Source organism: Acidobacteriota bacterium (assembly GCA_016716905.1).
In the GTDB taxonomy this organism is placed as follows: Bacteria; Acidobacteriota; Vicinamibacteria; order Vicinamibacterales; family SCN-69-37; genus SYFT01.
Genome location: JADJUS010000004.1, coordinates 857,283 through 880,511 on the forward strand (window position 1 = coordinate 857,283; position 23,229 = coordinate 880,511).

Consider the following 23,229-nt stretch of genomic DNA (forward strand, 5'->3'; position numbering starts at 1 on the left):
CCTCCACTCGAGCAGCCCGGCGGAGCCGGGCCCCCAACCCCGCGCCTTCTGACAGCCCCTTCAACCTTCCTTCATGGATCTTCATGGCCCTTCATGGTGAATAGAGATGAGAGAGGGTTGCTCATCGGCGTCCGCAGGTGACACGCTGTAGGGATGCGTATCATTCGAGACTTGCTGGGGATGTCGTCTGAGGGCGAACGGAGTGGCGGCGACACGATCCGGCGTATCGCCGACGAACTTGATCGCCTTGAGCCCGACCACGCCAAGTACCTCGCCTCGTTCGCGTTCATCCTGTCGCGCGTGGCCAATGCCGATCATGAAGTGACCGCCGATGAAGTGGCCGCCATGGAAGACTTGGTGATCAAAAAGGGCGGCGTGACCGACGGCCAGGCGGCATTGGTCGTCCAGATGGCGCGCTCCCAGCAGAAGCTGTTCGGCGCGACGGACGATTTTCTGGTGACCCGCGAACTCGAGCGGGTGGCGACCTACGAGCAGAAGACGTCGCTGATCGATTGTCTCTACGCGGTGGCCGCCGTGGACGAGCGCATCTTTAACGCCGAGGCCAACGAAATCTCGCGGATTGGCCGCGAGCTGAAGGTGGACCAGGCGGACTTGTCCAACCTGCGCAGCAAGTACCGTGACTTCCTCGAAGCGCGCAAAGGCCTGACGCCTGGAGACTGACGCGCCGCTGTTCCCCGTCATTCACGAAGACGAGCATCTGCTCGTTGTGAACAAGCCGGCAGGGCTGGTGTGTCATCCGACCAAGGACGGGCCTCTCTCAAGCCTCATCGGCCGCGTCCGTCTGCATCTGGGAGATACCGAAGGCCGCCTCGTGAATCGCCTCGATCGCGAGACCAGCGGCATCGTGCTTATCGCCAAAGGCGCGGTCGTGGCCGCCGAGCTGGGCCGACTCGTCGCTGGGTCAGGCCCCGGCGCGGCCGACAAGGCCTACTCGGCCATCGTCGAAGGCCACGTCTCGCCGGACGAGTGGCTCATCGACGCGCCCCTCGGCAAGGACGAAAACAGTCCGGTGGCCATCAAAGACTGTGTGCGTGCCGACGGCGCGGCCGCCCAGACTCGTGTCCGGCTCATCCGAACCTTTGTGCGCGACGAGGCGCCATTTTCGCTGCTCGACGTCTCGCCACTCACGGGACGCAAGCACCAGATTCGCATCCACCTTGCGCATGCCGGGTATCCAATCGTCGGCGACAAACTCTACGGCGCCGACGAACAGCGTTATCTGCGCCTGGTCGAGGGGCGTCTGACAGACGATGACCGGCGCGCGCTGCGAATGACGTGTCACGCGTTGCACGCCAGGGCGCTCGCGTTCGAGTGGCGAGGGCAGACGTGGCGGTTCGAGGCCGAGGCAGGCGCGGAGTTTCTGGCGTTCGTTCAATGATCTACGATGGAGGCCGCGCTGGCTGTTACGAGGAGGTCTGATGAAACGTAGTTGGGTTTGGATTGTGGTCGCTTCAATCGCGATGGGAGTGTTCGTGCCGGCGACGGCCGCGGCACAGGCGGTGGCGGCTACCGACGATCCCGATCGGGACCTTCAGGTGGTGGTGGGTGAGCCCGACTTCACGCTGGGTGCGTTGCCCACGACGTTGCGGCTGCCCAAAGGCAAGATGGCCTTCCGCATCACGCACAGGTTCACCTACAAAATCAACGATGGGTCGTTCGGGCAGTTTCTTGAAAACGGCCTGGGCTTCGATAGCTCGGCCACGTCGGGGTTCGAACTGCGCTTCGGCCTGGCGGCCGGAACCCAGCTGACCGTTCATCGCACCGGGTCACGAAACATCCAGTTCTTGGCGCAGCGCCAGATGGTGGCGCAGGGTGACGGCCGCGGTCTCTCATTCGACGTCGTCGGCGCCATCGAGGGGCAGAACAACTTCCGCGAGGAGTACTCCTTTGTCGGTGGAGCCGTGTTGTCGCACCGCATGGGCGATCGCGGGGCCATTTACCTTGAACCTATTTTCGTGGCCAATGCGACGCCGGAGTTTCCGGACTCGGACCAGAACACCCTCGTCCTCGGCGTGGGCACACGAATTCGACTCGGCAATTCTCGGGCGTACCTGGTGGCTGAAGTGGCGCCTCGTGTGTCCGGGTATGACGGCGGCAGCTCGCTGATGACGTTTGGCATTGAGAAGCGGGCCGGCGGCCACATGTTCCAGCTCAACGTGTCGAACGCGTTCGGCACCACGCTGACCCAGGTGGGCCACGGCGGCCCCGCAACCAAACACTGGCATCTCGGGTTCAACCTGACACGCAAGTTCTACTGATCATGCGCTTTCGATCGCTCCGCGCTCGCCTTCTTGGCGTTCAAAGTGTCCTGGTCGTTGGCCTGACCGTGGCGACCCTCACCGTCGTCAGCGTACTGGCCAACCGGGCGGTGGGGGACCGCATCTCGTCCGACCTCGAGCGGAGCCGCAACACCGTGGTGGCGGCAGAAGGCGAGCGCGCGGGCCAGCTTCGACTCGTGGCAGAGTTGGTCGCGTCCTTTCCGGATTTGCGTGCGTTGTTTGGCACCGACGAAGCCACCATCCGGGATTTTCTTGCGAGCTACCTCCAGACGCACGGCCGCCGGGAACTGCTGCTGGCGCTCGATACGTCGGGCAGGGTCGTTGCGCGCACCGATACGTTCGCGCCGCTCGCACTTCCGGACATCGCGGCGACCTGGATTGAACCGACGCTGCGAGGCCAGCCCGCGGGCGGCTATTTCACCGTGGACGGCCGGCCCTTCCAGGGACAGTTGGCAGCAGCGGTTGCAGGGGGCACCGTCTTCGGATTCGTGATGGCCGCCGCTCCGGTGGACGACGACTGGGCGTCGGCGCTGAAGAAGGCGAGTGAGCAGGAGATCGTGATCCTGTCCACCCAGGGCGTGGCCGGCAGCACCTTGCCGCGCGCCCAGCTTCCCTGGCGCACGTCGGCGGATTTCGGGGCAGATACGGGTTCGGCGAGCCCGCTCCAGGTGTCGATCGACGGCGAACGATACCAGGCCGTTGGCGTCGCCAGCGAGGGTGCCAGTCCCATTCGCGTCGTCAGTCTCAGGTCGATTGACCGGGCGCTCGCGCCGTATCGGAGCATCCAACTCGGTCTGCTCCTCATGGGACTCGTGGCGGCCGCCGCGGGCATCGCCGGTAGCGCGGTTTTTGCGCGCTCACTGACGGCCCCGATCGGACAACTTGTCCAGGCCACCGAACGAGTCACGGCCGGCCACTACGACGTGACGCTGCCAGTGACACGGCAGGACGAGCTTGGGGCGCTCGCCGGTTCGTTCAACACGATGACGGCCGGATTGCGGGAGCGCGCCGACATGGAGAAGTTCATGTCGCATTCGACCGTGGAAATGATTCATCGCGGAGCCACGCCCGCCGAACGACATCGCGGCGAGCGCTGCGCGATGACGGTGCTCTTCAGCGACATCCGCGGTTTCACCTCGTTTGCCGAGCAACGCGCGCCCGAAGACACGGTGACCTTGCTCAACGAATACCTGCATCTGCAGGCCGACATCGTGAAGCGGTTCGGCGGCGACATCGACAAGTTCATGGGCGACGCCGTCTTCGCCCAGTTCACCGGCCCCGACATGGCGCTCAACGCGATTCGCTCAGCGGTGGAGATTCAGCGCGCGGTGGCGAACGCCACGGCCGCCGACCCTACGCGTCCGCCGCTGGCCGTCGGCATCGGTATCGCCACAGGCGATGTGGTCGTCGGCAGCATCGGCAGCGACGACCGGCTCGATCACACGGCCATCGGCGCCCCGGTGAATCTGGGCTCGCGGCTGTGCTCGGCCGCCGAACCGCACGAGGTGCTGATGAGTGAGGCCACATACCAACTCGTCCGGGATCTCGTGGCCGCCGAGCCTGTGCCACCGATGTCGGTCAAGGGCATCAGCGCGGCCGTCCAGGCGTACCGAATGAAGCGGAGCTAGTCGCCGCCTTTATACGCTGACGCCGGATACGGTTTGCCGAATTTGTCGGTGCGTGGCGCCTGCACAAACGCAGACTCGTCGAGTGTGATTCGCACAGGATTCGTGGCGTTGCCCGCAACCTGCACTTCCACCGAGACGGGGGCGGCTCGTTCTGAAACCGCAGTGACCCGGTAGCGGCCCGCCGGCACATCCAGTCGCCACGCGCCGTCCGCGGCCGTCGTTGTCACCCACGGTGTCGGCGCCACCACCACAAACGCCACCATCTGCGGATGGATGTTGCAGAAAACGTTGTAGACCGACGGCTGCGAGAAGACCCGATCTTTCGAGGCGCCGCCGCGATAGAGACCGAGGTCGAACGGTTGCGGACCAGACAACGAAAAGGCGTTGTGGAAGATGGCGTCCTCATTGGGAAAGGTCACCGTGGTCCCGACAGGAATGCCCATCACCCTTGGCGCGAACGACTTGTTCTTCTGCGCCATTGTCGCGGTCGTCGGTCGCACGCGTGGTGCGGCGCCGCCGATCGGCTCCGCATACACCACACTTGTGGCTGGCGAGGCACCGTCACGGGTCTTCGTCGTCACCTGCCCGGCGAGCCCGACCTGTACGGCCGCAGGCTGCGCCAGCCCCACAGTGAGAGTCGCGGCGGTTAGAACAACGACCAATGCGACGTTGCGGGCCCGCATGTTCAGAACCTCACCGCGAACGCCGCGTTCACATGGTGGTTCCTTCTATTGACCGGCTGGAGTCCACCCCGCGTCTCGAGCCATCGATACTCGATCGACGCCGCGAGCTCTGGGCTGATCGCGAACATCACGTTGCCGAACATCGTGCGATTCCTGACGCGAGCCAGGACGCCGGCCGCGGCGTCCGGTGTGTCGATGCCGGCACCGGCGTTGAGGGAGGCACGCTGGCTCAGCGCGAGTTGCCCTTCAATCCATCCGCCCGACGCCTTTCCGGGCTGCGACAATGCGCCGCCAAACGCCTCGGCATTTTCCGCGATGAACCATTCGCCCGCCGCGCCGATGCGACCCGTGCGCACACGGAAATCCACTGCGGCTGCCCACGACGTCGATGTGGTTCCGGCGGATCGTCGTTTGCCGACGTGACCCGACACCGCGAACGCGGCCTCTGACGCCGCGTCGGGGTTGTCGCGGCCCACCCCAAGCCTGGCCTGGAAGGCAGGCGTCTTCGACCGTTCGCCCGCCCCGGCCTCAGGAGCAAACTGATACGCGTTGGCGGCATCGCCCGCGATCGGCGCCACGATACCGATGGCGCTGTGCCAGCCACGGCCCAGGTCTTGTTCGACACGCACCTGGGGCGCGCGCAGATACAGGTTGCCCGAGCGGAACAACATCGGGAACGACAAGGCCGCGAGCGAGGACGGATCGCGTGGCGCGAGCAGCACGTGGTCCTGGCCGATCTGAATCGCCGTGCCCTCGCGCTCGAGCCGGCCGAAGGCGTACACAAGGCGCGGCAGGCCCATCGCCGTGCCGGTCTGGAATCCCGGGGTGCCGCCGAAGAAGTCGGCCAGCACCGCGCCTGTAGCCGTCCACTCGCCGACCGCCACGCCGGTCATCGCCAGCCCAATTCGACTCTGTCGGACCGTGCCCGACATTGATCCCGTGGGGGACCCGGCCGCGGACGCGTCCACCAAGTTGGGGTTCTCAAGCCAGTTCGCGGTACCGGAATTGAAGAACGTGTTGGACAGAATGGTGCCCGACAGTTTCACGGGCTGTCGCGACGCCGACTCGACCTTGGTCTGCGCCAGGTCCGCCACTTGCGACTGGAGCATCTCGAGTTGAGCGGGCGTGACTTGAGCCGCCGGCGCCGCCTGGGGTCCGCTGCGCCGGTCGCCGATCGCGGTGCGAAGGTCGGCGAGAAGCGCTCGAAGCGCGCTCACCTCGTCGCGAAGTTCGTTCACCTCCGCACGCAGGGCTACGATGTCGGGAGAGGTGGATGGACGCGTGGCGCCGTCGGGGACCTGAGCGGCGGACGGATGCGCCGCGACCAGCACAGTGGCGAAAAAAAGGCCGTCGGCCAGTGACGGGTGCGCAGGAATTGAGTGACCATGGGCAGCATTGTAGGCCCTCCCAACCCGGCACCGAAGCGTGTCGTCTAAGCCCCGAGGACGTCTATGTTTGGACAGTGGTTCACCGGCATCGGACTCGATGCCAAACAGGTTGCACGTGGATTGATGGCCAGCCGGGCGTTCACCGTGGTGGCGGTGCTGTCGCTGGCGATTGGCATCGGCGCCAATGCCGCGATCTACAGTGTGATTCGCACCGTGCTGCTCGATCCCATGGCCGTGCGCACGCCTGATGAACTCGCGCTGGTCTATTGGCACCAGCCGGGAACGCTCTCGGTCAGCCAGATGAACTCGAGCGGCCACCAGGACGCCGGCAGCGGCCTCTCGTTCCGCAGCAACTACAGCTATCCGATGTATCGCGCGATCCAGCAGGTCGCGCCGGCCGGAGTCAGTGTGGCCGGGTTCAATTTTCTGCGCGACGTCACGGTTGCGGTGGGTGACGAGCCCGCGGTGCTGGCCGGTGGCCTCGTCGCCGACGGACGGTACTTCGGCGTCGTCGGCCCCCGGATGCATCTCGGCCGGCCATTCGGAGACGCCGACGATCAAGAAGGCGCCCCGCTCGTGGCTGTCCTCGGCCATTCGTTCTGGATGCGCACGTTCGGCGGAGACCCATTGGTCGTGGGCCGTCAGGTGCGGGTGAATGGTGTGTCTGTCGAGGTCATTGGAGTGACCGCGGCCGAGTTCCGCGGATTGTCGAAGGGCGGCTTTTTTCCGCAGACCGAGATCACCCTGCCGATGGCGGCCGTCAATCTCCTGCAACCCCAGTGGGGCGACGGCGTTCCGCTCATGACGAGCCCCCGCCATCTCTGGGTGCGGCTGATTACCCGCGTCGCACCCGGCACTTCGCAGGCGACGATGACAGGCGCATTGGCGTCGGTGATACCCGCACACGTGGCTGGCCTTGTGGAACCCAACGCAGCGCCCGCGTTCGTGCTGATGGTGCCTGGCGCCCGCGGCCTCGATCAGACCCGGCCTGAGTTGCGCCAACTCCTGTACGTCCTCATGGGCGTGGTTGGCGTGGTGCTGCTGATCGCGTGCGTGAACCTGGCGGGATTGATGCTCGCACGAGGCATCGCGCGCCAGCGGGAGATGGCAGTGCGCCGAGCGCTCGGCGCCGGTCGCGCACGGCTGGTACGAGGCTTGTTGCTCGAAGGCCTGATGATCGCTGTCGCCGGCGGAACGCTCGGCATCTTTCTGACGTTCCTGAGCCGCGGCCTCCTCACATCCGCACTCAACGCCGGTCTCGGATCCGGACCGTTTGTGCGCCAACCACTCGACGTCTCGATCGACTTGCCGCTGGTGGCTGCCACGTTCGGCCTCTCCCTGGTCGCCGCGCTGGTTTTCAGCCTGCTGCCCGCCGCGCGCCTCACGCGAGTGGAGCAAACCTCGCACTTCAAACCCCAGGCCGCCGGCTCCGGCACTCCCAGGCTCACCCTGGGCCGGGCGCTTGTCGCATTACAGATCGGCATCTCTGTGCCGCTGCTCGTGTGCGCGCTGCTCCTGCTGCGTACCGTCTCGAATCTCGGCGCGGTGGACCTGGGCTTTAATGCGCAGGGCCTCGCGTTCTTCCGGCTCGAACTGGCCGCGGCCCGCCTCCCCGACGCCGATCAGCGCACGCTGTATCAACGAGTGCTCAACGCGGTGGAACGTGTGCCCGGTGTGGAATCGGCAAGTTCGATTGAGAACGTGCTGATGAGTGGCGTCACATCCAACACCAACGTGGTGATCAACGGCCAGCAGCACTCGCTCTACACCAACGCCGTGGGGCCGGGCTTTCTCGGCACCATGGGAATGCGCCTGTTGGCAGGTCGAGCACCCGGTGTGCAGGACGTGGCGGGTGGGCCGCCGGTGGGCGTGCTCAACGAGACCGCCGCCCGGTTGTTTTTTGGCGACGGTCCGGCCATCGGGCAGACGATCCGTGCAGGCCGACGCACTGTGGAAGTGATTGGCGTGGTCAGCGACACCCGCTACGACTCGCAGCGAGCGGCGGTGAGGCCGACGATGTTTGACTCGGCGTTGCAGCGGGCGGGCTTCACGACAAATATCGTGGTGCGATCCGCGATGCCGGTGGAGCAATTGGCGCCGGAACTGCGTCGCGCCGTCGCCGGCGTCAGCGCGGCACTGCCGGTGCCCGACGTCCGTTCGCAGGTGGCGCAGGTGGACGAACGAGTGGCGCGCGAACGCGTCTTCGCCAGGCTCCTCGCGATCTTCGGCGGCTTCGCGCTGCTTCTGGCCAGCATCGGCCTGCATGGTGTGACGGCGTACTCGGTCAGTCGCCGCACCAATGAAATTGGTGTGCGCATGGCGTTGGGGGCGTTGCCCCGGCAGGTCCTGTGGATGGTGCAGAAGCAGGTGGCCTGGCTCGGCGTCGCCGGCCTCGTGCTTGGTGTGCCGCTCGCGTACGCCGCAGCGCCACTCGTTGGCGCACTCTTGTTTGGCGTTGCGCCCGCAGACGGGCGGGCGATGGCCGGGGCCGCCGCCGTGATGCTGGCGGTGGCGCTGCTCGCGGGATACCTGCCGGCTCGCCGGGCCTCGCGGCTGAATCCGTTGGCCGCGCTCCGCCGCGAGTGATACCAGGCGCTGGAGCAGCGTCGAGGCTGCTACCATGCGCACATGGTTCGCGCCCGTCTCTCCCTTCTCGTCTTCCTCACTGCGATCATCGTCGCGTTCCCCACACAGCCGAGCGCACAGGCGTCGGACGCATTCACGCGCCTGCTGTCCGAGGTATCCGCCTATCGCGGACGCGGGTTTACATTGCCGCTGCCCGCTGGCGTGCCGGCCCGGTATTCGCGGCGCATGGAAGACGTCTCGGAGGCGAGATACACGGCTGAGGCCACGGCGCTGGCGGGGTTTGCCGCGCGGCTCGAGGCCATCGATCGCACCACACTGCCGGCAGAGACGCAGCTTGACGCAGAGATCCTGAGCCGGCAACTCCGCGACCGGCGGCAGGAACTGCGCTTCCGCGCGTTCGAGATTCCGATCGGCAGTCGCGAGGGATTTCATTTCGAATTGCCCGCGGTGCCCGATCGCTACAGCTTCGACACCGTTGGCCAGTACGACAACTACATCGCGACGCTCCAATCGTTCGGCGAGCACTCGTCGCAGCGCATCGCGATGCTCCGCGCGGGGTTGAGGTCGGGTCGCACGGTGCCGCGTGACGTGCTCGCCGGCTATGACGAGCCGGTGGCGGCGCAGATTGTGGCGGACGTCACCCAGAGTCCGCTCTACGCCCCCTTCGCGCGAGTGCCGGCCGCGTTGCCCGCGGCCGATCGCGAGCGCATTGTCGCCGACGGTGCAGCGGCCTTGCGCGATTCGGTGATGCCCGGCCTGCGGACGTTCCTGGAGTTTCTGCGCCGCGAGTACATCCCCGGCGCGCGCGCAACGCTCGGTCTGTTGAGCCTGCCCGACGGCGCGGCCTTTTATCAGCATCGCATCCGGATGCACACCACGCTGGAACTGTCGCCTGAAGAGGTGCACGAGATCGGCCGTCGCGAAGTGGCGCGACTTCGCGTGGAGATGGAGCAGGTCAAAACCCGTGCGGGCTTCAAAGGGTCGCTCGCGGAGTTCATGACATTCCTGCAGACAGACCCGAGGTTTACTGTTGAGACCGAGGAGCAGTACCTGCAGGCCGTCGCGCTCGCATCGAAGCGGATGGACGGTGAGCTGCCACGGCTGTTTTCGCTTGTGCCGCGCGCTCCGTATGGCATCAGACCGATGCCCGAACGTATTGCCATCCGTCAGTCGGCCGGCTACTACGACGCCGGCGCCGCGAATGGCAGCCGCGCGGGCTGGGTCAACATCAATACGTCTGATATTCGTGCGCGTCCGCTGTACGTGGTTGAGGCCCTGGCCTTCCACGAGGGCGTGCCCGGGCATCACCTGCAAATCATGCGCACGCAGGAAAACACTGCGCTCAGCGCTTTCCGCCGTGGCCTGGGCATCACCGTGTTCACCGAAGGATGGGGCTTGTACGCCGAACGCCTCGGCCGTGAAGTGGGGTTCTTCAAAGACCCGTACAGCGACTTCGGCCGGCTGACGTATGAAATCTGGCGCGCGGTGAGGTTGGTCGTGGACAGCGGCGTGCACGCGTTGGGATGGACGCGCGCGCAGGGCATCGCTTACATGGCAGAGAACACAGGATTCAAGTCCGGTCCTTCCATCGCTGAAACCGATCGGCACATCACCGAGGCCGGCCAGGGACTGGCCTACACGTTCGGCATGCTCAAGATTCTTGAGCTGCGCGCGAAGGCCGAAGCGCGACTGGGCGCGCGATTCGACATCAAGGCGTTCCACGAGGCCATCCTCAGGAACGGTCCCCTGCCGCTCGACCTGCTCGACCGCGAAGTCACCGCCTGGATCGAGGCGACGGCAAAGTAGCTACTACTGCCGGTCGAACGGCACGCCGATGTGCGCCGGCAGATGGTCCACACGGACGATCAGCTGGGTATACATGAACGTGATGACCATGCGGCCGTCGGCGAGACGGGTGACCGGCACTTGCAGGTTCTGCTTGATGTGCCAGTCGTACAGGTCGTAGAAAACGTCCATGCCGATTTCGCAGAACTCGGGGAACTTCCCGTTCGTGCGCCAGTAGAGCGTGTAGGCCTCACGGAGCTTGGGGATGAACCCGTAGGCCAGCGAGTTTGAGCGGAAACTGCTGTTGAGCCCGTTGAGGGCCCCGGCGGCTTGCGCGGAATTGTCGGCGATGCGTCGGAGGGCGACGTTGTCGATCTCCTGCGGCGCATCCAGGGGCGGGGTATCCGGTGGTGCAGCCGTGGTGCCTGCCGCGGCGGTGGCCGTCGCCATTGCACCGAACGCACTGCCTGTCACGAGTTCTCGGCGTGTGATCATAGGGTCTCCTGTTCCGGCCATTATGACGTCGCAGATCGCTTGACGGATGGCGGTGCCGCCACCTACGCTCTCACCACGATGTACTCACGAGACGAAGTCAAGGCCATCACCGACAAGATTTTCAACATGGCGCAGGGCCACGACGTGGAAGTGGACCTCACGGGCTCGGAACGCTCCGGCACCCGGTGGGCGAACTCGACGATCACGACCAACCTCATCCAATACGACCGCAGCCTGACGCTGACGGTACGTGTGGGAGAGAAGGTCGCGAGTGCCACCACCCGTGACTTCAGTGACAACGGGCTGAAAGAAGCCGTCGCCGAAGCCATCACCACGGCCAAAGGCAACCCCGACTCGCCGAATCTGCCGGCGCTGCTCGGCGCGCAGACCTACATCCCCGTGGACGCCACGCTCTCGAGCGGCGTGAACTTCGGCCCGCGCGAACGCGCGATGATGGTCAAGGCCAGCAGCGACATCTGCGAAAAGCGCGGTGTGCTGGGCTCGGGCTACATTCCGAAGACCCACCAGACCAACTGCACGGCCAACACCAAGGGCCTTTTTGCGTACTACGCGTTTGCCGAGACGGGTTTCGTGCTGACGTGCCGCATGCCCGACGGCAGCGGATCCGGCTGGGCCGGTACGACGGGCATCAAGGACCCTGCGATGATCGATCCGGTGGCCCTGACCGACGTGGCTGCGGGCAAAGCACTCCGCAGCCGCAATGCCCGCGCGCTTGAGCCGGGTCGCTACACCGTGATCCTCGAACCGCGCGCCAACGCGCGATTCCTCTCGCTCCTGACCGGCATCTTCAACCAGGGCGGCGGTCCCGGTGGTCCCGGTGGTCCCGGCGGTCCCGGCGGCCCCGGCGGCGGGGGCGGGTTCCCGGGCGGCGGAGGCGGTGGACTCGCCTTCATGCGCGACAAGAAGCCCGGCGACAAGATCCTGAGCGACCTCGTGACCCTGCGCAGCGATGTGGGCAACCCCATCCTCCGTCAAACCACAATGCTCGCGAACAACACACCTGCCGCTCCGGCCACCTGGGTGGAGAAAGGCGTGCTGCGAAACCTCGCGGGTGGGCCCGACGGTCCGAAGGCCACCACCAACATGAGCCTCGTGATGGACGGCTCCGACCTGTCGGTGGACGACATGGTCAAGCAGACCAAGCGCGGACTCCTCGTGACGTTCTTCTGGTACATCCGCGGCGTGGACAACGCGACCCTGCTGAACACCGGCATGACCCGCGACGGACTCTTCCTGATCGAAAACGGCGAAATCACACGGCCCGTCCAGAACTTCCGTTGGAACATGTCGCCGCTCGTGGGCTACAACAACGTCTCGCTGGTCGGCAAACCCGTGCCCATGCACATGGGCGAGTCGTATGACGGCGGGGGCACCGCGTTCATCCCGCCCGCGCGACTCGAAGATTTCTACATGACGTCCATTTCCCCGGCGGTTTGATTTATGGCAACTACACGACGAGATTTCATCAAGGTCGCCGCGGCCTCCGGCATTGTCCTCGCCTCGAGCGACCTCATCGGCGACTTGCTCGCGCAGTCTCCAGGACGCGTGCTGCAGTCGAAGTTCAAGGGCCTGGCCGACATCGCGCTGGCTGAGTGCAAGACGGCCGGCTGTTCCTACTACGACATCCGGTTCACACGCACCATGACGCTGCCGGGCGTGTTCGCCTCAGCAGGCGCACCTGGCGCCGGGGGCGGACGTGGCGGCGGCCGGGGTGGTGGCGGCGGAGGTGGTGGCCGCGGTGGCGGTGGCGGACGAGGTGGCGGTGGCCAGGCGGGACCGCCCAACGATCCGGACGGCACGCCGCGTGCAGCCGGCTTCGGTGTGCGCGTGATCCATGGCGGCGTCTGGGGTTTCGCGAGCAGCCCGATTGTCACCGAAGACGAGATTCGCCGCATCGCGCGGTTGGCCGTTGAAGTGGCGCGCGCCAGCGCGATTGCCAGAAAGACGGACGTGCGCCTGGCGCCAGTGCCGCCGTACCAGGTCTATTGGCGCACCGAGATGACGATGGACCCGATGACCATGTCGGCCACCGCGCAGCAGTCGGCGCTGCAGGCCGTGGTGGATGCCGCCATCACGCACAAGGACATCATTGCGGCCAACGCCTCGGCCACCTTCAACACCGAGTGGAAGTACCTCGCGACCTCCGAAGGCTCCTACATCGAGCAGGATCTGTTCGGCACGTCCGCCAACTTCACAGTGACCGCCAAGCGCGGAGATGCCACGGCCTCGCGGTCGCTCGGTATTCCTGGTGGGATGGGCGGCTGGGAACTCGTGGAAGCGGATCGCATGCGCGCGCATGTGGATCGGCTCGCCGACGAGGCGCATGAACTGGCGGCCGCCACGCCGATCACTCCCGGCGTGCGCGATCTTGTGCTGGCACCCTCACACCTCGCGCTCACCATCCACGAAATCATCGCCCACGCCACCGAACTCGACCGCATCGTCGGCTACGAAGCCAACTATGCCGGCACGAGCTTTGTGAAGGTGGCCGACATCGGCAAACTCAAGTACGGATCGAAGTTGCTCAACGTAACTGGCGACAAGGTGCGGCCCGGCGGTCGCGCCACCGTTGGGTACGACGATGACGGCGTGAAGACGACGCAGTTTCCGATTGTGCGGGATGGCATTCTGGTGGGGGTGTCGAGCAATCGCGAGACCGCGCATTACATCGGCGACAAAGAGAGTCGTGGCTGCACACAGGCCAGTTCGTGGCGCGACTACCCGTTCCTGCGGATGCCGAATGTGCACATCGATGCCGGGCCGAAGGGGTCGCCGACGCCAGAGGAGATCATCGCCGACACCAAAGACGGCGTGCTCATCGAAGGGTCGGGCAGTTTCTCGATCGACCAGCAGCGCTACAACGGCCAGTTCGGCGGCCAGGCGTTCTGGGAAATCAAGAACGGCAAGAAGACACGTGCAGTGACGAACGTGACCTACAACGCCATCACCACGGACTTCTGGGCCAACCTCAATGCCATCTCGGGTCCAGAGTCGTGGCAGCAGTTCGGCGTGGGCGGCGACGCCAAGGGCCAGCCGACGCAGGGGCAGGCGGTGTCGCACGGGTCGCCGTGGATGCGCATTGGACGCATCATGGTGGGCGCGGCGTACCAATAGACCCGTCGCTTCACTCCGCGCGCAACGCGTTGAGCGGATCGGTCGAAGCGGCGCGCCGCGCGGGAAGGTAGCTCGCCAGGCCCGCAACCACGAACAGAATCACGGCGACGGCCGCGAAGGTCGGGATGTCGAACGCGCGCGCACCGAGCAGGTACGCCGACGCCACCCGGGTGGCGGCCGCAGCGCCGGCCAGTCCGATGACCACGCCGATGCCGGCCATGCGCAGGCCGTCGCGCACCACCATCTGCAGCACGTCCGAAGGCCTGGCACCCAGCGCCATGCGCACACCGATCTCCCTCGATCGGGTGCTGACGACAAACGCCAGTACACCGTAGAGCCCGGCACTAGCCAGCAGCAGTCCACTTGCGCCGAGCACGCCCGTGACGATCGCGGCTACACGCTGGGGAAACACGGCGAAGGTCGTTTCGTCTGCCAGCGTCGTGACGGTCGGCACCGGCACATGGGGCGCCGCTTCGCGAACCGCCGCACGAATGGCTTCCGCGGCACCAGTGGATCCGGGCGTCGTGCGCACGAAGACCGTCTGGCCCGACTGCCATCGCTGCGACATCGGGAAGTACGCAAATGGCCCGTCGGCTTCGTCCAGCGTGGAGTGTTTGATGCTGCGAACAACGCCGACAACGGTCACGCGATCCTCTCCCATGGCGAAGGAGTTGCCAACCGCGGACCCATTGGGCCAGACCTCGGCCGCAAATGTGTCGTTGACCACCGCCACCTTGGGTGCGGTGACGGTGTCGTAGGTCGCGAAGTCGCGACCGGCGAGGAGTGGAACGCCGAGCGTGGTGAAATAGCCCGTGTCGGTGATGGCGGAGCGCACAGAGGTGCGTGCGCCGTTAACCGTGATCGTCGTGCCGCTGGCCGTGGCGCCGAGCGGAATGAAGTTGCTGAAGGAGACGTGTGTCACGCCAGGCCCGCTCTCAAGGCGCCTCCGCAGGTCGGTGAAGAAGCGCTTCCCCTGCGGCTCATCGAATCCGTAGCTTTCTGTGGTGAAGGCGGCGGTGGACACGTTGTCCACAGAGAACCCGATGTCGACGGTTGAGCCGTGCGACAGCGCCCGGATGAACACGCCGGCGACGGCGAGCAGCACCAGGGAGCCGGCGAGTTGTCCGACGATCAGTGTCTTCGTGAGACGTGACCGCCGGCCGCTGCTGCCGCGCGATGATGCCCGCAGAAGGCCGCCGGGGCTGTGACTCGCGCCGCGGAGCGCCGGGCCCAGGCCGAAGGCGAGCCCCGCGACGAGTGACACCATCACTGCGAATGCGCAGACGCGCAGGTCAGGAGACAGTTCAAGGAACAGTCCCGTGTCACCCGGAATCGGCAGGCGCTCAAGCGCCGACGTGGCGGCCCACGCAACCAGCACACCGCCGCAGGCGCCAAGCCCGAACACCGTCAGGCTCTCGGTGAGCAGTTGCCTCACAAGTCTGCCGCGGCGAGCGCCCAGGGCCGTGCGCAGTCCCATCTCGCGTTGTTTGGACGTGGCGCGCGCAGCGAAGAGCGACGACACGTTGGCGCCGGCAATCATCAGCACCAGCACGGCCGCTCCCAGCAGCATCCCGCCAAATCCGAGAATGGCCTTCCGCGCATCGTCTGGCAGCCCCGTCAACGGTACGAGACGGATATCGCTGTAACGCGGGAACGTGTCCGACCCGCCGGGCGCGGCCCATGCCGCGGTCAGTCCCGCCAGTTCGGTACGTGCTCGATCCGAATTGGTGCCGCCGGCAAGGCGGCCGAACATCCACAGCCAGGGTGCGTCCGCGAGGTCGCGGCTGGGTTTGATGTGCGGTTGAGCAGATGACGTCACCCAGGCGTCCACACGCAGTGGTGTGAAGACCCCACTGAACCCCTCAGCCGCCACACCGATCAGCCTGTACGGTCGCCCGTTGAGTGTGACTGTTTGCCCGACGGCGTCCGGATTTGCGGCGAGCCGTGATTGCCAGAACCGATGTGACACGACGACGACGGGTTCAGGGTGGGAGGTGTCGGTGGCAAAGAAGCGGCCGGCTGCCGGCCTGACACCAAGCACATCGAAGTAGTTGGGACTGACGATATTGCCGCCGACGGCCAGATTCTGGTCGCCGGCCGCAATGGTGAGCGGCACGCGGCTCCATACGGCGACGTCCTCGAGCGACTTCGCGCGGTCGCTCATGTAGCGGTAGAAGTTGTAGGACGCCGAGACGCCCTCGGACCAGTCGGGTGTTCGGCGATCGATGCCTACCAGGCGCGAGCCGTCGGTGGTGCCCGGCAGCGGGCGCAACACGATGGCGTTCATCGAGCTGAAGATCGTGGCGACCGCGCCGACGCCGAGTGAGAGCGCGCCAACCGCGACCACCGTAAACAGCGGGCTGTGCAACAGGCTGCGACGGGTCAGCCGCAGGTCGGTCACGAGGTCATCGAAGAGAGGCAGGCGCCCTCGGCGTGTGGCACGGGCGGCGCGGCGCTCACTCATGGCAGCGGCGGTCATGCGCAGCGAAGTTCGGAGCCAGAGCCGCATGACACCGGCGCGGCCGCTGCGGGCCCGAGTGGCGCGCAGTTGATCGACGAACACGTCGGACATGTCCGCGCCGTAGACCTCCCGAAAGGCCTTGGGAAACAGTGCGAGCAGCCAGTGGAACGCTCGCGGTGCGGACGTGCGCGTCATGGTGCCAGCCGCCGTGCCACGGCGCGTGTGGCGGTGGCATTCACGAGACGACGCAGACGATCGAGTTCGGCGGCTAGCACGCGTCCTCCCAGCGGAGTCAGCCGGTAGTACCGCCGCCGTTCGCCGGCGGCATCTTCGGACGGGTTCTTGCCGGCCTCGGCCACCAGGTTGGTCTCGAGCAGGCGTTTGATCACGCGATAGAGATTGCCCGGGTCGAGCACGATGAGGTTGTTGGTGTGCTCGCTGACGGCCTGGACGAGTCCATAGCCGTGGCGATCCTCGTCGGCTAGCGCGAGCAATATCTCGAGATCGACGGGTTTGAGCGGCAGGTGGTCGTGGATATCCGTGGGCATGGCGTGTATATGGTTATTTTAACTATACGCGCCTCGGTCGGCGCCGGTTCCACACGCAAAACGACCCCTGCGAAACGACTTCTGCAAAACGACCTCTGAGGTCGTTACCGTCGCAACTGGTCGGTAACGACCTCAGAGGTCGTTTTGGTGTCTGATCCCGGTCACCACTCACTCCTCGCGCCTACTCGCGATAAACTCTCGCGTCATGCGCGTTCTCCGTTCTGTACTCTTTATGACCGCAGCCTTAGGGTGGTTGCCACTGACCGCGTTGCCCGCGTTTGCGCAGGCGCCGCCGACTGGTCCTCTGGTGCTGCACATTCCTTCCAGTGCACGCACTGCTGCGCTCGCCAACGCGTGGGTGGCTGGGCGCGACCAGGATGTGATCTTCCACAATCCGGCGCAGTTGATTGGCGCGCGGTCGGGGTTTGATTTGTCCCTGGCGCGCCTCGGGCCGGCGTCCACGATGGTGTCCATGGGGTCGATCTACACCGGCGGAAAGTGGTCCGCGACGTTTGGGTGGGGCGCGCAACTTGTCGGGTTTAATGCTGACGCCGCCGCGTATCCGTATTCGCCGGATGTCACGCGGGCCGAAGGGGATCGAAGCGGCACGAGCGCGCTGTTCACCGTTGGCGGCGCGATTGTCTACAAGGGATTCCGCGTCGGTGCAGCCGCGAAGTACGTGTCGGACATCGCCTCGCCGGCGCCGACCGTGCTGAATCCGGTGCGCATCAACCAGCACATGCTGCTGGCCGATGTGGGTGTGGCGCGGAATCTGTTCGGCGGCGCGGCGGCGATTGCGTTCCAGAACATCGGCCGCCATTCACGTGATGGCGGCGTCACGCTTCCCATTCCGCGGCAGGTTGCGCTCGGGTGGTCCATGGTGAGAGGCGCGGGCCCGTTTGATCTGGGCGTGTTCACACAAGTGGCGCACCGGAAGGGATGGACGGCCCCGGCCGCGGGTGTGGAGCTGGGCTACGGCTGGATCGAAGGCTATTCGGTGATGTTCCGCGCCGGCGTCCGCAGGCCCGAGACGAATGCGGAGAAGCCCGTGTCGCTGGGCGCTGCGTTCACGATGGACCGGCTCACGGTGGAATATGCCCTGCGGTTGTTTGATGGTGGCCGGTCGGCCAATGGAGTGACACTTCGATGGCGATGATGCACCTTCGCGCTTCGCGATCCGGCGGGCGAGCGCTTGTCTTGTTGCTGGCGGCCGGCGTGGCCGCTGCCGGGTGCACGCAGGCCCTGAAGTTCATGAAAGACGATTCGGCAGAGGTCCTGTCGAAGCAGACGGTCCTGGCGGCGAACCCCGCGGAGCGTGGGCCGTTCACCGTCAAGACGCTCTTCTACGGTTCCGGCACCGACAAACAGCGCGCGGAGTTCCGCACGGGTGTCGCAATTAAAACCAAAGCCGTGGACGTCACGCCGTTTGCCACCGTGACGGGTGACGCCGCGAAGCAGCGGTTGAAGTTCTTCGGCTTCGACCTGAAGAAGGCTCCCCTCAACGGCCGTGTCTGGTATCCGGATGGGCCCGGGCCTTTTCCCCTGGTGCTCATCGTTCATGGCAATCACAGCTACCAGGAGTTTTCGGATCCTGGGTATGGATACCTCGGTGAGTTGCTGGCGTCGCGCGGATTCATCATGGTGTCGGTGGATGAAAACTTCATCAACGGCCTGAGCGCGGAGAACGACGGTCGCGCGTGGCTGCTGCTGAAACATCTGGAAGTGTGGAAGACATTTAACGAGACGGCCGACGGGCCGTTCTTCGGGCGAGTCGATATGAGCCGGATCGCCCTCATGGGGCATTCGCGCGGCGGGGAAGCGGCGGCCACGGCCGCTGCCTTCAACCGGCTGAAGTACTACCCGGATGACTTCAAGCAGGAGTTCAAGTTCAACTTCGACATCAAGGCGGTGGTGGCCATTGCTCCAGTGGACGGGCAGTACAAACCGTCCAGCGTGTTCACGCCGCTCGAAAACGTCAACTACCTGATCATCCACGGCTCCCACGACGGTGACGTGTCCACGGCCGTCGGCGCGCGGCAGTATGAACGGCTGCAGTTCACGGACGGCCAACCGTGGTTCAAGTCGATGGTGTTCATGTATCGCGCCAACCACGGGCAGTGGAACACCGTGTGGCAGAACAAGGACAACGGTCCGCGCAGCGGCCGGTCGCTGGATCTGCGGACGCTCATCGATGGCGAGGCCCAGCGTCAGATGGGCAAGGTGTTCATCTCGGGATTCCTCGAGGCGACACTCCATCAGAAGCGCGACTACGTGCCGATGTTCCGCGACCATCGCACGGTTGGCTCGTGGCTGCCGAAGACTCTGTACACAACGAAGTTCCAGGAAAACGGTTTCAAGACCCTCGCGTCGTTCGACAAGGACGTGGACCTCACCACTGGGTCCGTGCCCGGTGTGGTGCTCGCGGGCGAGGGGCTATCGGCGTGGAAGGAAGAAGCGGTGCCGTTCAGAGGGCGCGGCGGCGACAACCAGAACCACAACGCCGTCACACTCGGATGGAACAACTACTTCCCGGCGGACGACAAGGCCAAGGACGCCCACGCCATCGAGTACGCGAAGTTGTCTGTCGAGGCGCGCAGGCTGAAGAAGCCGGTACCGCCGTGGTCCGATGCGAAGGGCGCGCCCGCGCCGCCCGCGTCGTTCACGGTGTCTGTGCCCGATAACGTGCGTAGTTCGTGGGGCGTGAGCGATCAGAGCGCGGTGTACATCTCCCTGGCCGCGACCAACACCAAGCCCGGGCCGCGCGCGCTGCCGAAAGACCCGAACAAGAAGGAAGAGCCGGAAGAGAAGACCGGCGAGAAGCCCGCGGTCAAGAAGCCTGCGGTGAAGCCGCCCCCCAGGCCCAAAGAACCGAAGCGGCCCACGCCGGAACCGGATCAGACGCCGGTCGATCTGACGGTTGAACTCGTGGACACGGCCGGCCACGTCGTACGGTTGCCGCTCAGCCAGTTTGGGATCGCGCGGAAGCCCCTGGACACTCGCCTCTATCGCCGGGCGGGACGCGACGCGCAGCGCTTCAGCACAATCTTCGAATTGATCCCGCAGACGTTTGTGATGCCGATCGCGGAATTCGCCCGAACATCACCCGAGTTCGACCCGCGGCAGATTGCCACCATTCGGCTCCTGTTCGACAAGACCGAAGCTGGGACGATCGTGCTGGAGCATGTGGGCCTGTCAACCCCGACCGATGCCGCGTTCCTCGCAGCGCCTGTGCGTTAAGGCGTCGCCGATTGCCTCATTGGCCCATTGGTTGAGCTCTTGCCCCTCGTCGCCAACTGCGCATAAACTCCCAGCCGTTACCCCTGAGAGGAGCGCATTGTGAGCGACGAAACCGGGAAGCCGAGTGAAGACGTTGAGGTCAAGACGGGCGAATTGGCGGACGACCAGCTTGAAACCGTGGCTGGAGGCGCGTTGAGGGACACGCAGGTCACAAGCGGCGTACAGAAGAAGAGCTTCCGGCCTTCTCCCGACGGCGACGGAACGACCCAACACTTCTAGCGCCCGCAGTGGCTGTTGGCGCCGCTAAAGCGACGCCCTACACCGTTGCCGTCCTCGGAGGCCGGGTCTTCAGACCCGGCGTGTATGCCGGACCTGAAGGTCCGGCCTCCGAAGACCTCAGGGTAGAATCCTCCCACCCATTCCCTGGAGGATTGTCATGATGTCACTTCGCACCGCCGCCCTGTCGCTCTGTGTCGTGCTCGCTGCCGGTGTGGCCTCCCAGGCGCAATCTTCCGCTGTCCGCCCGCGGCTGATGAACGTGCGCGACACCCAGAACTTCGTGAGCGTCGGCGGCACGGCCATTTCGCCCGACGACCAATGGGTGCTCTACACCCGCACCGTGCGCGACTGGGATGATGCGCAGTGGCGGACGAAGACGCATCTGTGGCGCGTGAAGATCGACGGCACCGGCGCACGCCAACTGACGTTCGGCGACGCGAACACCACGGCGCCCGTGTGGTTCCCGGCTGGAGACAAGATCGCGTTCCTCTCGTCGCGCGGCGCGGCGCCGGCCACCGCAGACAGCGACGGCGGCGGCAGCCAGGTGTTCTTCATGCACATCGATGGCGGGGAAGCGTGGGCCGCCACCAAACATCCCGGCGGCGTCGCCTCGTTCTCCATTTCCCCCGACGGTAAGACGCTGCTGCTCACCGCGCAGGATCCCCTCTCTGCCGAAGACCGTCGCCGGCGTCGCGATCGAGACGATGCGGTGGTGGTGGATGAGACGTTCCGCTGGTCGCACCTGTGGACGTTTGATATCGCCAGCGGCACCGAGAAGCGGCTGACCGAGGGGCAGTTCGTGGTGAGCGATCCGCAGTGGTCACCCGACTCGAAGAAGGTGGCATACGTCACGCGTCCCAACACGAAGGTGGACGATGCGGCGTGGTCGGATGTGTGGATGGTGGAGTTGGGTGGCGTGCCGCGCAAGTTCTTCGAGAATGCCGGACCCGATACCAGTCCGCGGTGGTCGCCCGACGGTTCCATTCTGGCGGTGGCCTCGAAGCCACAGTCGGGAAATACGCAGTGGTACGACAAGCTGCACTTGTTTCCAGTGGCCGGTGGCGCGCCGAAAGTGCTGCTGAAAGATTTCGACCTCGATTTTGGTGCGCCGATCTGGTCGCGGGACGGGAAGCTCATTTTTTGGTCCACAGGGAAGGGGACGCGGTCTGAACTCTTCGGCGTGGATGTGGCCACCGGGGAGCTTTCCACCACGCGCGCGCCCATGGCCGGCGTGAGCGGCGCATTCGAACTCTCGCACGACAACAACACCTGGGTCTTCTCTCACAGCGCCGGCACGTCGTCTGGCGATTTGTGGGCCGTGCGACGGCAGGGCGCCGGGTACAGCGCGCCGGTGCGGCTGACGAATGCCAATCCGTGGATTGCGAGTGAGCAGGTCCAGCTCGGGCAGGTCGAGACGATCAAATGGACCAACTCCGACGGTGGCGCTATCGAAGGCGTGCTCACTCGACCTGTGGGATATCAGGCCGGCACGCGGTATCCCCTGATCGTGAATCCGCACGGTGGGCCGAGTTCGGCGTCGACTGAAGGGTTCAGTTCGTTCAACCAGGTGCTGGCCGCGAATGGCTTCCTCGTGCTGCAGGTGAACTTCCGCGGCAGCACGGGCTACGGCCAGAAACACGTGAACGCCAACCAGAACACCTGGGGCATGGGCGACTACGACGACATCATGAAGGGCGTGGACTACGTCATCGCGCAGGGCTGGGCTGATTCCAATCGCATGGTGGCGTATGGCTGGAGCTACGGCGGCTACATGACGTTCTGGATGTCCACGCAGACAGACCGCTTCAAGCTCATCTCTCCTGGCGCCGGCCTGACCAATCTCTATTCGATGTATTCGACGACGGATATTCCGGCGTATCTCGGGTGGTTCTTTGGCACGCCGTGGGACAACCAGGGGCTCTACGACAAGCTGTCGCCCATCCGGCATGTGAAGAACGTGAAGTCGAAGATGCTCATCATGCATGGCGCGTCTGACGAGCGCGTGCCGCCGACGCAGGCCGACGAGTTCTACAAGGCGTTGAAGGACCTGGGCAAGGATGTCACGTACGTGCGTTATCCGCGTCAGGGCCATGGCATCACGGAGACACGGCTGGCCATCGATCGCAACCGCCGGTACGTGTGCGCGTTCACGGCCGCGGTCGGACTGACGTCTGCCACGGAAAGTTGCAAGGACGGCCTGCCCGTGGTGGACGCGCCGGCAACGAAGCCGACTGGCGCTGGCGGTGGTGTCGTTGACGTGGACCTGCCGTGGAGCGGCGCGGCCAATGCCTCTGACGGCCGGCTCATCGACCGCGGCGTGTTCGAGGTGATTCGCCGCCGATGACGGCACTCCTCGGGTGGGTGCCGGTGCTGACGTCCTTCGTGCTGGGCATCTTGTATCTTCACGATGGTGAAGGTGTGTCAATCACGAAGGCTGTCGGCGTGGCCATCTTTCTGATGGCCGTCTACCTTCAGTTCTTTTCTCCGTATATGACAGCCGGGGTCCTGTTGCAGGTCGCGTTGGCATTCACATTGGAGATGTGGAGGCGGCTGCAGTGACCCGCCGCGCCCCATGGTTGGAGGGCATGGCCGACCTGGCGCCTGGTCGCTACAACATTCGCATTGAGGCTTTTCGGGAAGAGGCCATCGTTCAGGCACCGTACGTGTGGCCTTTGCATATCTTCCAGCCACTGGAAGATATCTG

General features: G+C 65.3%; 18 protein-coding genes. 13 read left to right on the forward strand and 5 right to left on the reverse strand.

Annotation, left to right across the window (positions count from 1 at the left end; all coding sequences use genetic code 11):
• Positions 1 to 153 precede the first annotated feature (153 nt).
• From IPL75_07735 to IPL75_07750, 4 genes are read left to right on the forward strand one after another with little or no spacing between them, the layout of a single operon-like run.
• Positions 154 to 681: a TerB family tellurite resistance protein gene (locus IPL75_07735; GenBank protein ID MBK9240149.1), complete on the forward strand. Its 528-nt coding sequence runs from the start codon at positions 154 to 156 to the stop codon at positions 679 to 681.
• Between the two features lie 46 nt (positions 682 to 727).
• Complete coding sequence (locus IPL75_07740) at positions 728 to 1,399, forward strand: RluA family pseudouridine synthase (GenBank protein MBK9240150.1); 672 nt, start codon at positions 728 to 730, stop codon at positions 1,397 to 1,399.
• Between the two features lie 40 nt (positions 1,400 to 1,439).
• A complete protein-coding gene (locus IPL75_07745; GenBank protein ID MBK9240151.1) occupies positions 1,440 to 2,279 on the forward strand; it encodes a hypothetical protein in 840 nt (279 codons plus the stop codon).
• A gap of 2 nt (positions 2,280 to 2,281) precedes the next feature.
• The gene (locus IPL75_07750) at positions 2,282 to 3,928 is read left to right on the forward strand and encodes a HAMP domain-containing protein (GenBank protein MBK9240152.1); all 1,647 of its coding nucleotides are present in this window, start codon (positions 2,282 to 2,284) and stop codon (positions 3,926 to 3,928) included.
• On the opposite strand, the gene IPL75_07755 is transcribed toward IPL75_07750, so the two are convergent.
• Together IPL75_07755 and IPL75_07760 are read right to left on the reverse strand one after the other, a co-directional pair.
• Complete coding sequence (locus IPL75_07755) at positions 3,925 to 4,611, reverse strand: hypothetical protein (GenBank protein ID MBK9240153.1); 687 nt, start codon at positions 4,609 to 4,611, stop codon at positions 3,925 to 3,927. The genes IPL75_07750 and IPL75_07755 overlap by 4 nt on opposite strands.
• 2 nt (positions 4,612 to 4,613) lie before the next feature.
• Entirely contained in the window at positions 4,614 to 5,942 is a 1,329-nt protein-coding gene (locus tag IPL75_07760) for a hypothetical protein (protein ID MBK9240154.1), read from the reverse strand.
• A gap of 120 nt (positions 5,943 to 6,062) precedes the next feature.
• On the opposite strand from IPL75_07760, the gene IPL75_07765 reads away from it, so the two are divergent.
• Both IPL75_07765 and IPL75_07770 read left to right on the forward strand, forming a co-directional pair.
• On the forward strand, positions 6,063 to 8,585 hold the full coding sequence (locus tag IPL75_07765) for an ABC transporter permease (GenBank protein ID MBK9240155.1): 2,523 nt from the start codon (positions 6,063 to 6,065) through the stop codon (positions 8,583 to 8,585).
• Between the two features lie 42 nt (positions 8,586 to 8,627).
• Positions 8,628 to 10,391, forward strand: a complete 1,764-nt coding sequence (locus tag IPL75_07770) for a DUF885 domain-containing protein (protein MBK9240156.1) — start codon at positions 8,628 to 8,630, stop codon at positions 10,389 to 10,391.
• 3 nt (positions 10,392 to 10,394) lie between these two features.
• Here the strand turns inward: IPL75_07770 and IPL75_07775 are convergent, their stop codons facing one another.
• A complete protein-coding gene (locus tag IPL75_07775; protein MBK9240157.1) occupies positions 10,395 to 10,865 on the reverse strand; it encodes a hypothetical protein in 471 nt (156 codons plus the stop codon).
• Positions 10,866 to 10,943: 78 nt separating this feature from the next.
• On the opposite strand from IPL75_07775, the gene IPL75_07780 reads away from it, so the two are divergent.
• Both IPL75_07780 and IPL75_07785 read left to right on the forward strand, forming a co-directional pair.
• Positions 10,944 to 12,323 carry a hypothetical protein gene (locus tag IPL75_07780; protein MBK9240158.1) on the forward strand — a complete coding sequence of 460 codons (1,380 nt, stop codon included), beginning with the start codon at positions 10,944 to 10,946 and terminating at the stop codon, positions 12,321 to 12,323.
• Between the two features lie 3 nt (positions 12,324 to 12,326).
• Positions 12,327 to 14,000: a TldD/PmbA family protein gene (locus tag IPL75_07785; protein ID MBK9240159.1), complete on the forward strand. Its 1,674-nt coding sequence runs from the start codon at positions 12,327 to 12,329 to the stop codon at positions 13,998 to 14,000.
• Between the two features lie 10 nt (positions 14,001 to 14,010).
• Here the strand turns inward: IPL75_07785 and IPL75_07790 are convergent, their stop codons facing one another.
• Together IPL75_07790 and IPL75_07795 are read right to left on the reverse strand one after the other, a co-directional pair.
• Complete coding sequence (locus IPL75_07790) at positions 14,011 to 16,656, reverse strand: ABC transporter permease (protein ID MBK9240160.1); 2,646 nt, start codon at positions 16,654 to 16,656, stop codon at positions 14,011 to 14,013.
• Positions 16,653 to 17,009, reverse strand: coding sequence for a helix-turn-helix transcriptional regulator (locus IPL75_07795; protein ID MBK9240161.1), 357 nt, complete (start codon positions 17,007 to 17,009; stop codon positions 16,653 to 16,655). The genes IPL75_07790 and IPL75_07795 overlap by 4 nt, the downstream gene beginning before the upstream one ends.
• A gap of 232 nt (positions 17,010 to 17,241) precedes the next feature.
• Here IPL75_07795 and IPL75_07800 point away from each other — a divergent pair, with 232 nt between their 5' ends.
• The 5 genes from IPL75_07800 to IPL75_07820 all read left to right on the forward strand — a co-directional run bounded on the left by IPL75_07800 (position 17,242) and on the right by IPL75_07820 (position 23,084).
• The gene (locus IPL75_07800) at positions 17,242 to 18,165 is read left to right on the forward strand and encodes a hypothetical protein (GenBank protein MBK9240162.1); all 924 of its coding nucleotides are present in this window, start codon (positions 17,242 to 17,244) and stop codon (positions 18,163 to 18,165) included.
• Positions 18,162 to 20,246 (forward strand): hypothetical protein, encoded by a 2,085-nt coding sequence (locus IPL75_07805; GenBank protein ID MBK9240163.1) that lies wholly within the window; start codon positions 18,162 to 18,164, stop codon positions 20,244 to 20,246. The genes IPL75_07800 and IPL75_07805 overlap by 4 nt, the downstream gene beginning before the upstream one ends.
• Positions 20,247 to 20,345: 99 nt before the next feature.
• The gene (locus IPL75_07810; GenBank protein MBK9240164.1) at positions 20,346 to 20,525 is read left to right on the forward strand and encodes a hypothetical protein; all 180 of its coding nucleotides are present in this window, start codon (positions 20,346 to 20,348) and stop codon (positions 20,523 to 20,525) included.
• 157 nt (positions 20,526 to 20,682) lie between these two features.
• A complete protein-coding gene (locus IPL75_07815) occupies positions 20,683 to 22,869 on the forward strand; it encodes a S9 family peptidase (protein ID MBK9240165.1) in 2,187 nt (728 codons plus the stop codon).
• Positions 22,866 to 23,084, forward strand: a complete 219-nt coding sequence (locus tag IPL75_07820; GenBank protein ID MBK9240166.1) for a hypothetical protein — start codon at positions 22,866 to 22,868, stop codon at positions 23,082 to 23,084. Before IPL75_07815 ends, IPL75_07820 begins: the two co-directional genes overlap by 4 nt.
• Positions 23,085 to 23,229: the final 145 nt, after the last annotated feature.

What these genes read in the sequence shown, in the direction of transcription:
- IPL75_07735 (MBK9240149.1), top strand. Translation starts at nt 154, where the DNA reads ATGCGTATCATTCGAGACTTGCTGGGGATGTCGTCTGAGGGCGAACGG.
- IPL75_07745 (MBK9240151.1), top strand. Translation starts at nt 1,440, where the DNA reads ATGAAACGTAGTTGGGTTTGGATTGTGGTCGCTTCAATCGCGATGGGA.
- IPL75_07750 (MBK9240152.1), top strand. Translation starts at nt 2,282, where the DNA reads ATGCGCTTTCGATCGCTCCGCGCTCGCCTTCTTGGCGTTCAAAGTGTC.
- IPL75_07755 (MBK9240153.1), bottom strand. Translation starts at nt 4,611, where the DNA reads ATGCGGGCCCGCAACGTCGCATTGGTCGTTGTTCTAACCGCCGCGACT.
- IPL75_07765 (MBK9240155.1), top strand. Translation starts at nt 6,063, where the DNA reads ATGTTTGGACAGTGGTTCACCGGCATCGGACTCGATGCCAAACAGGTT.
- IPL75_07770 (MBK9240156.1), top strand. Translation starts at nt 8,628, where the DNA reads ATGGTTCGCGCCCGTCTCTCCCTTCTCGTCTTCCTCACTGCGATCATC.
- IPL75_07775 (MBK9240157.1), bottom strand. Translation starts at nt 10,865, where the DNA reads ATGATCACACGCCGAGAACTCGTGACAGGCAGTGCGTTCGGTGCAATG.
- IPL75_07780 (MBK9240158.1), top strand. Translation starts at nt 10,944, where the DNA reads ATGTACTCACGAGACGAAGTCAAGGCCATCACCGACAAGATTTTCAAC.
- IPL75_07785 (MBK9240159.1), top strand. Translation starts at nt 12,327, where the DNA reads ATGGCAACTACACGACGAGATTTCATCAAGGTCGCCGCGGCCTCCGGC.
- IPL75_07790 (MBK9240160.1), bottom strand. Translation starts at nt 16,656, where the DNA reads ATGACGCGCACGTCCGCACCGCGAGCGTTCCACTGGCTGCTCGCACTG.
- IPL75_07795 (MBK9240161.1), bottom strand. Translation starts at nt 17,009, where the DNA reads ATGCCCACGGATATCCACGACCACCTGCCGCTCAAACCCGTCGATCTC.
- IPL75_07800 (MBK9240162.1), top strand. Translation starts at nt 17,242, where the DNA reads ATGACCGCAGCCTTAGGGTGGTTGCCACTGACCGCGTTGCCCGCGTTT.
- IPL75_07805 (MBK9240163.1), top strand. Translation starts at nt 18,162, where the DNA reads ATGATGCACCTTCGCGCTTCGCGATCCGGCGGGCGAGCGCTTGTCTTG.
- IPL75_07815 (MBK9240165.1), top strand. Translation starts at nt 20,683, where the DNA reads ATGATGTCACTTCGCACCGCCGCCCTGTCGCTCTGTGTCGTGCTCGCT.
- IPL75_07820 (MBK9240166.1), top strand. Translation starts at nt 22,866, where the DNA reads ATGACGGCACTCCTCGGGTGGGTGCCGGTGCTGACGTCCTTCGTGCTG.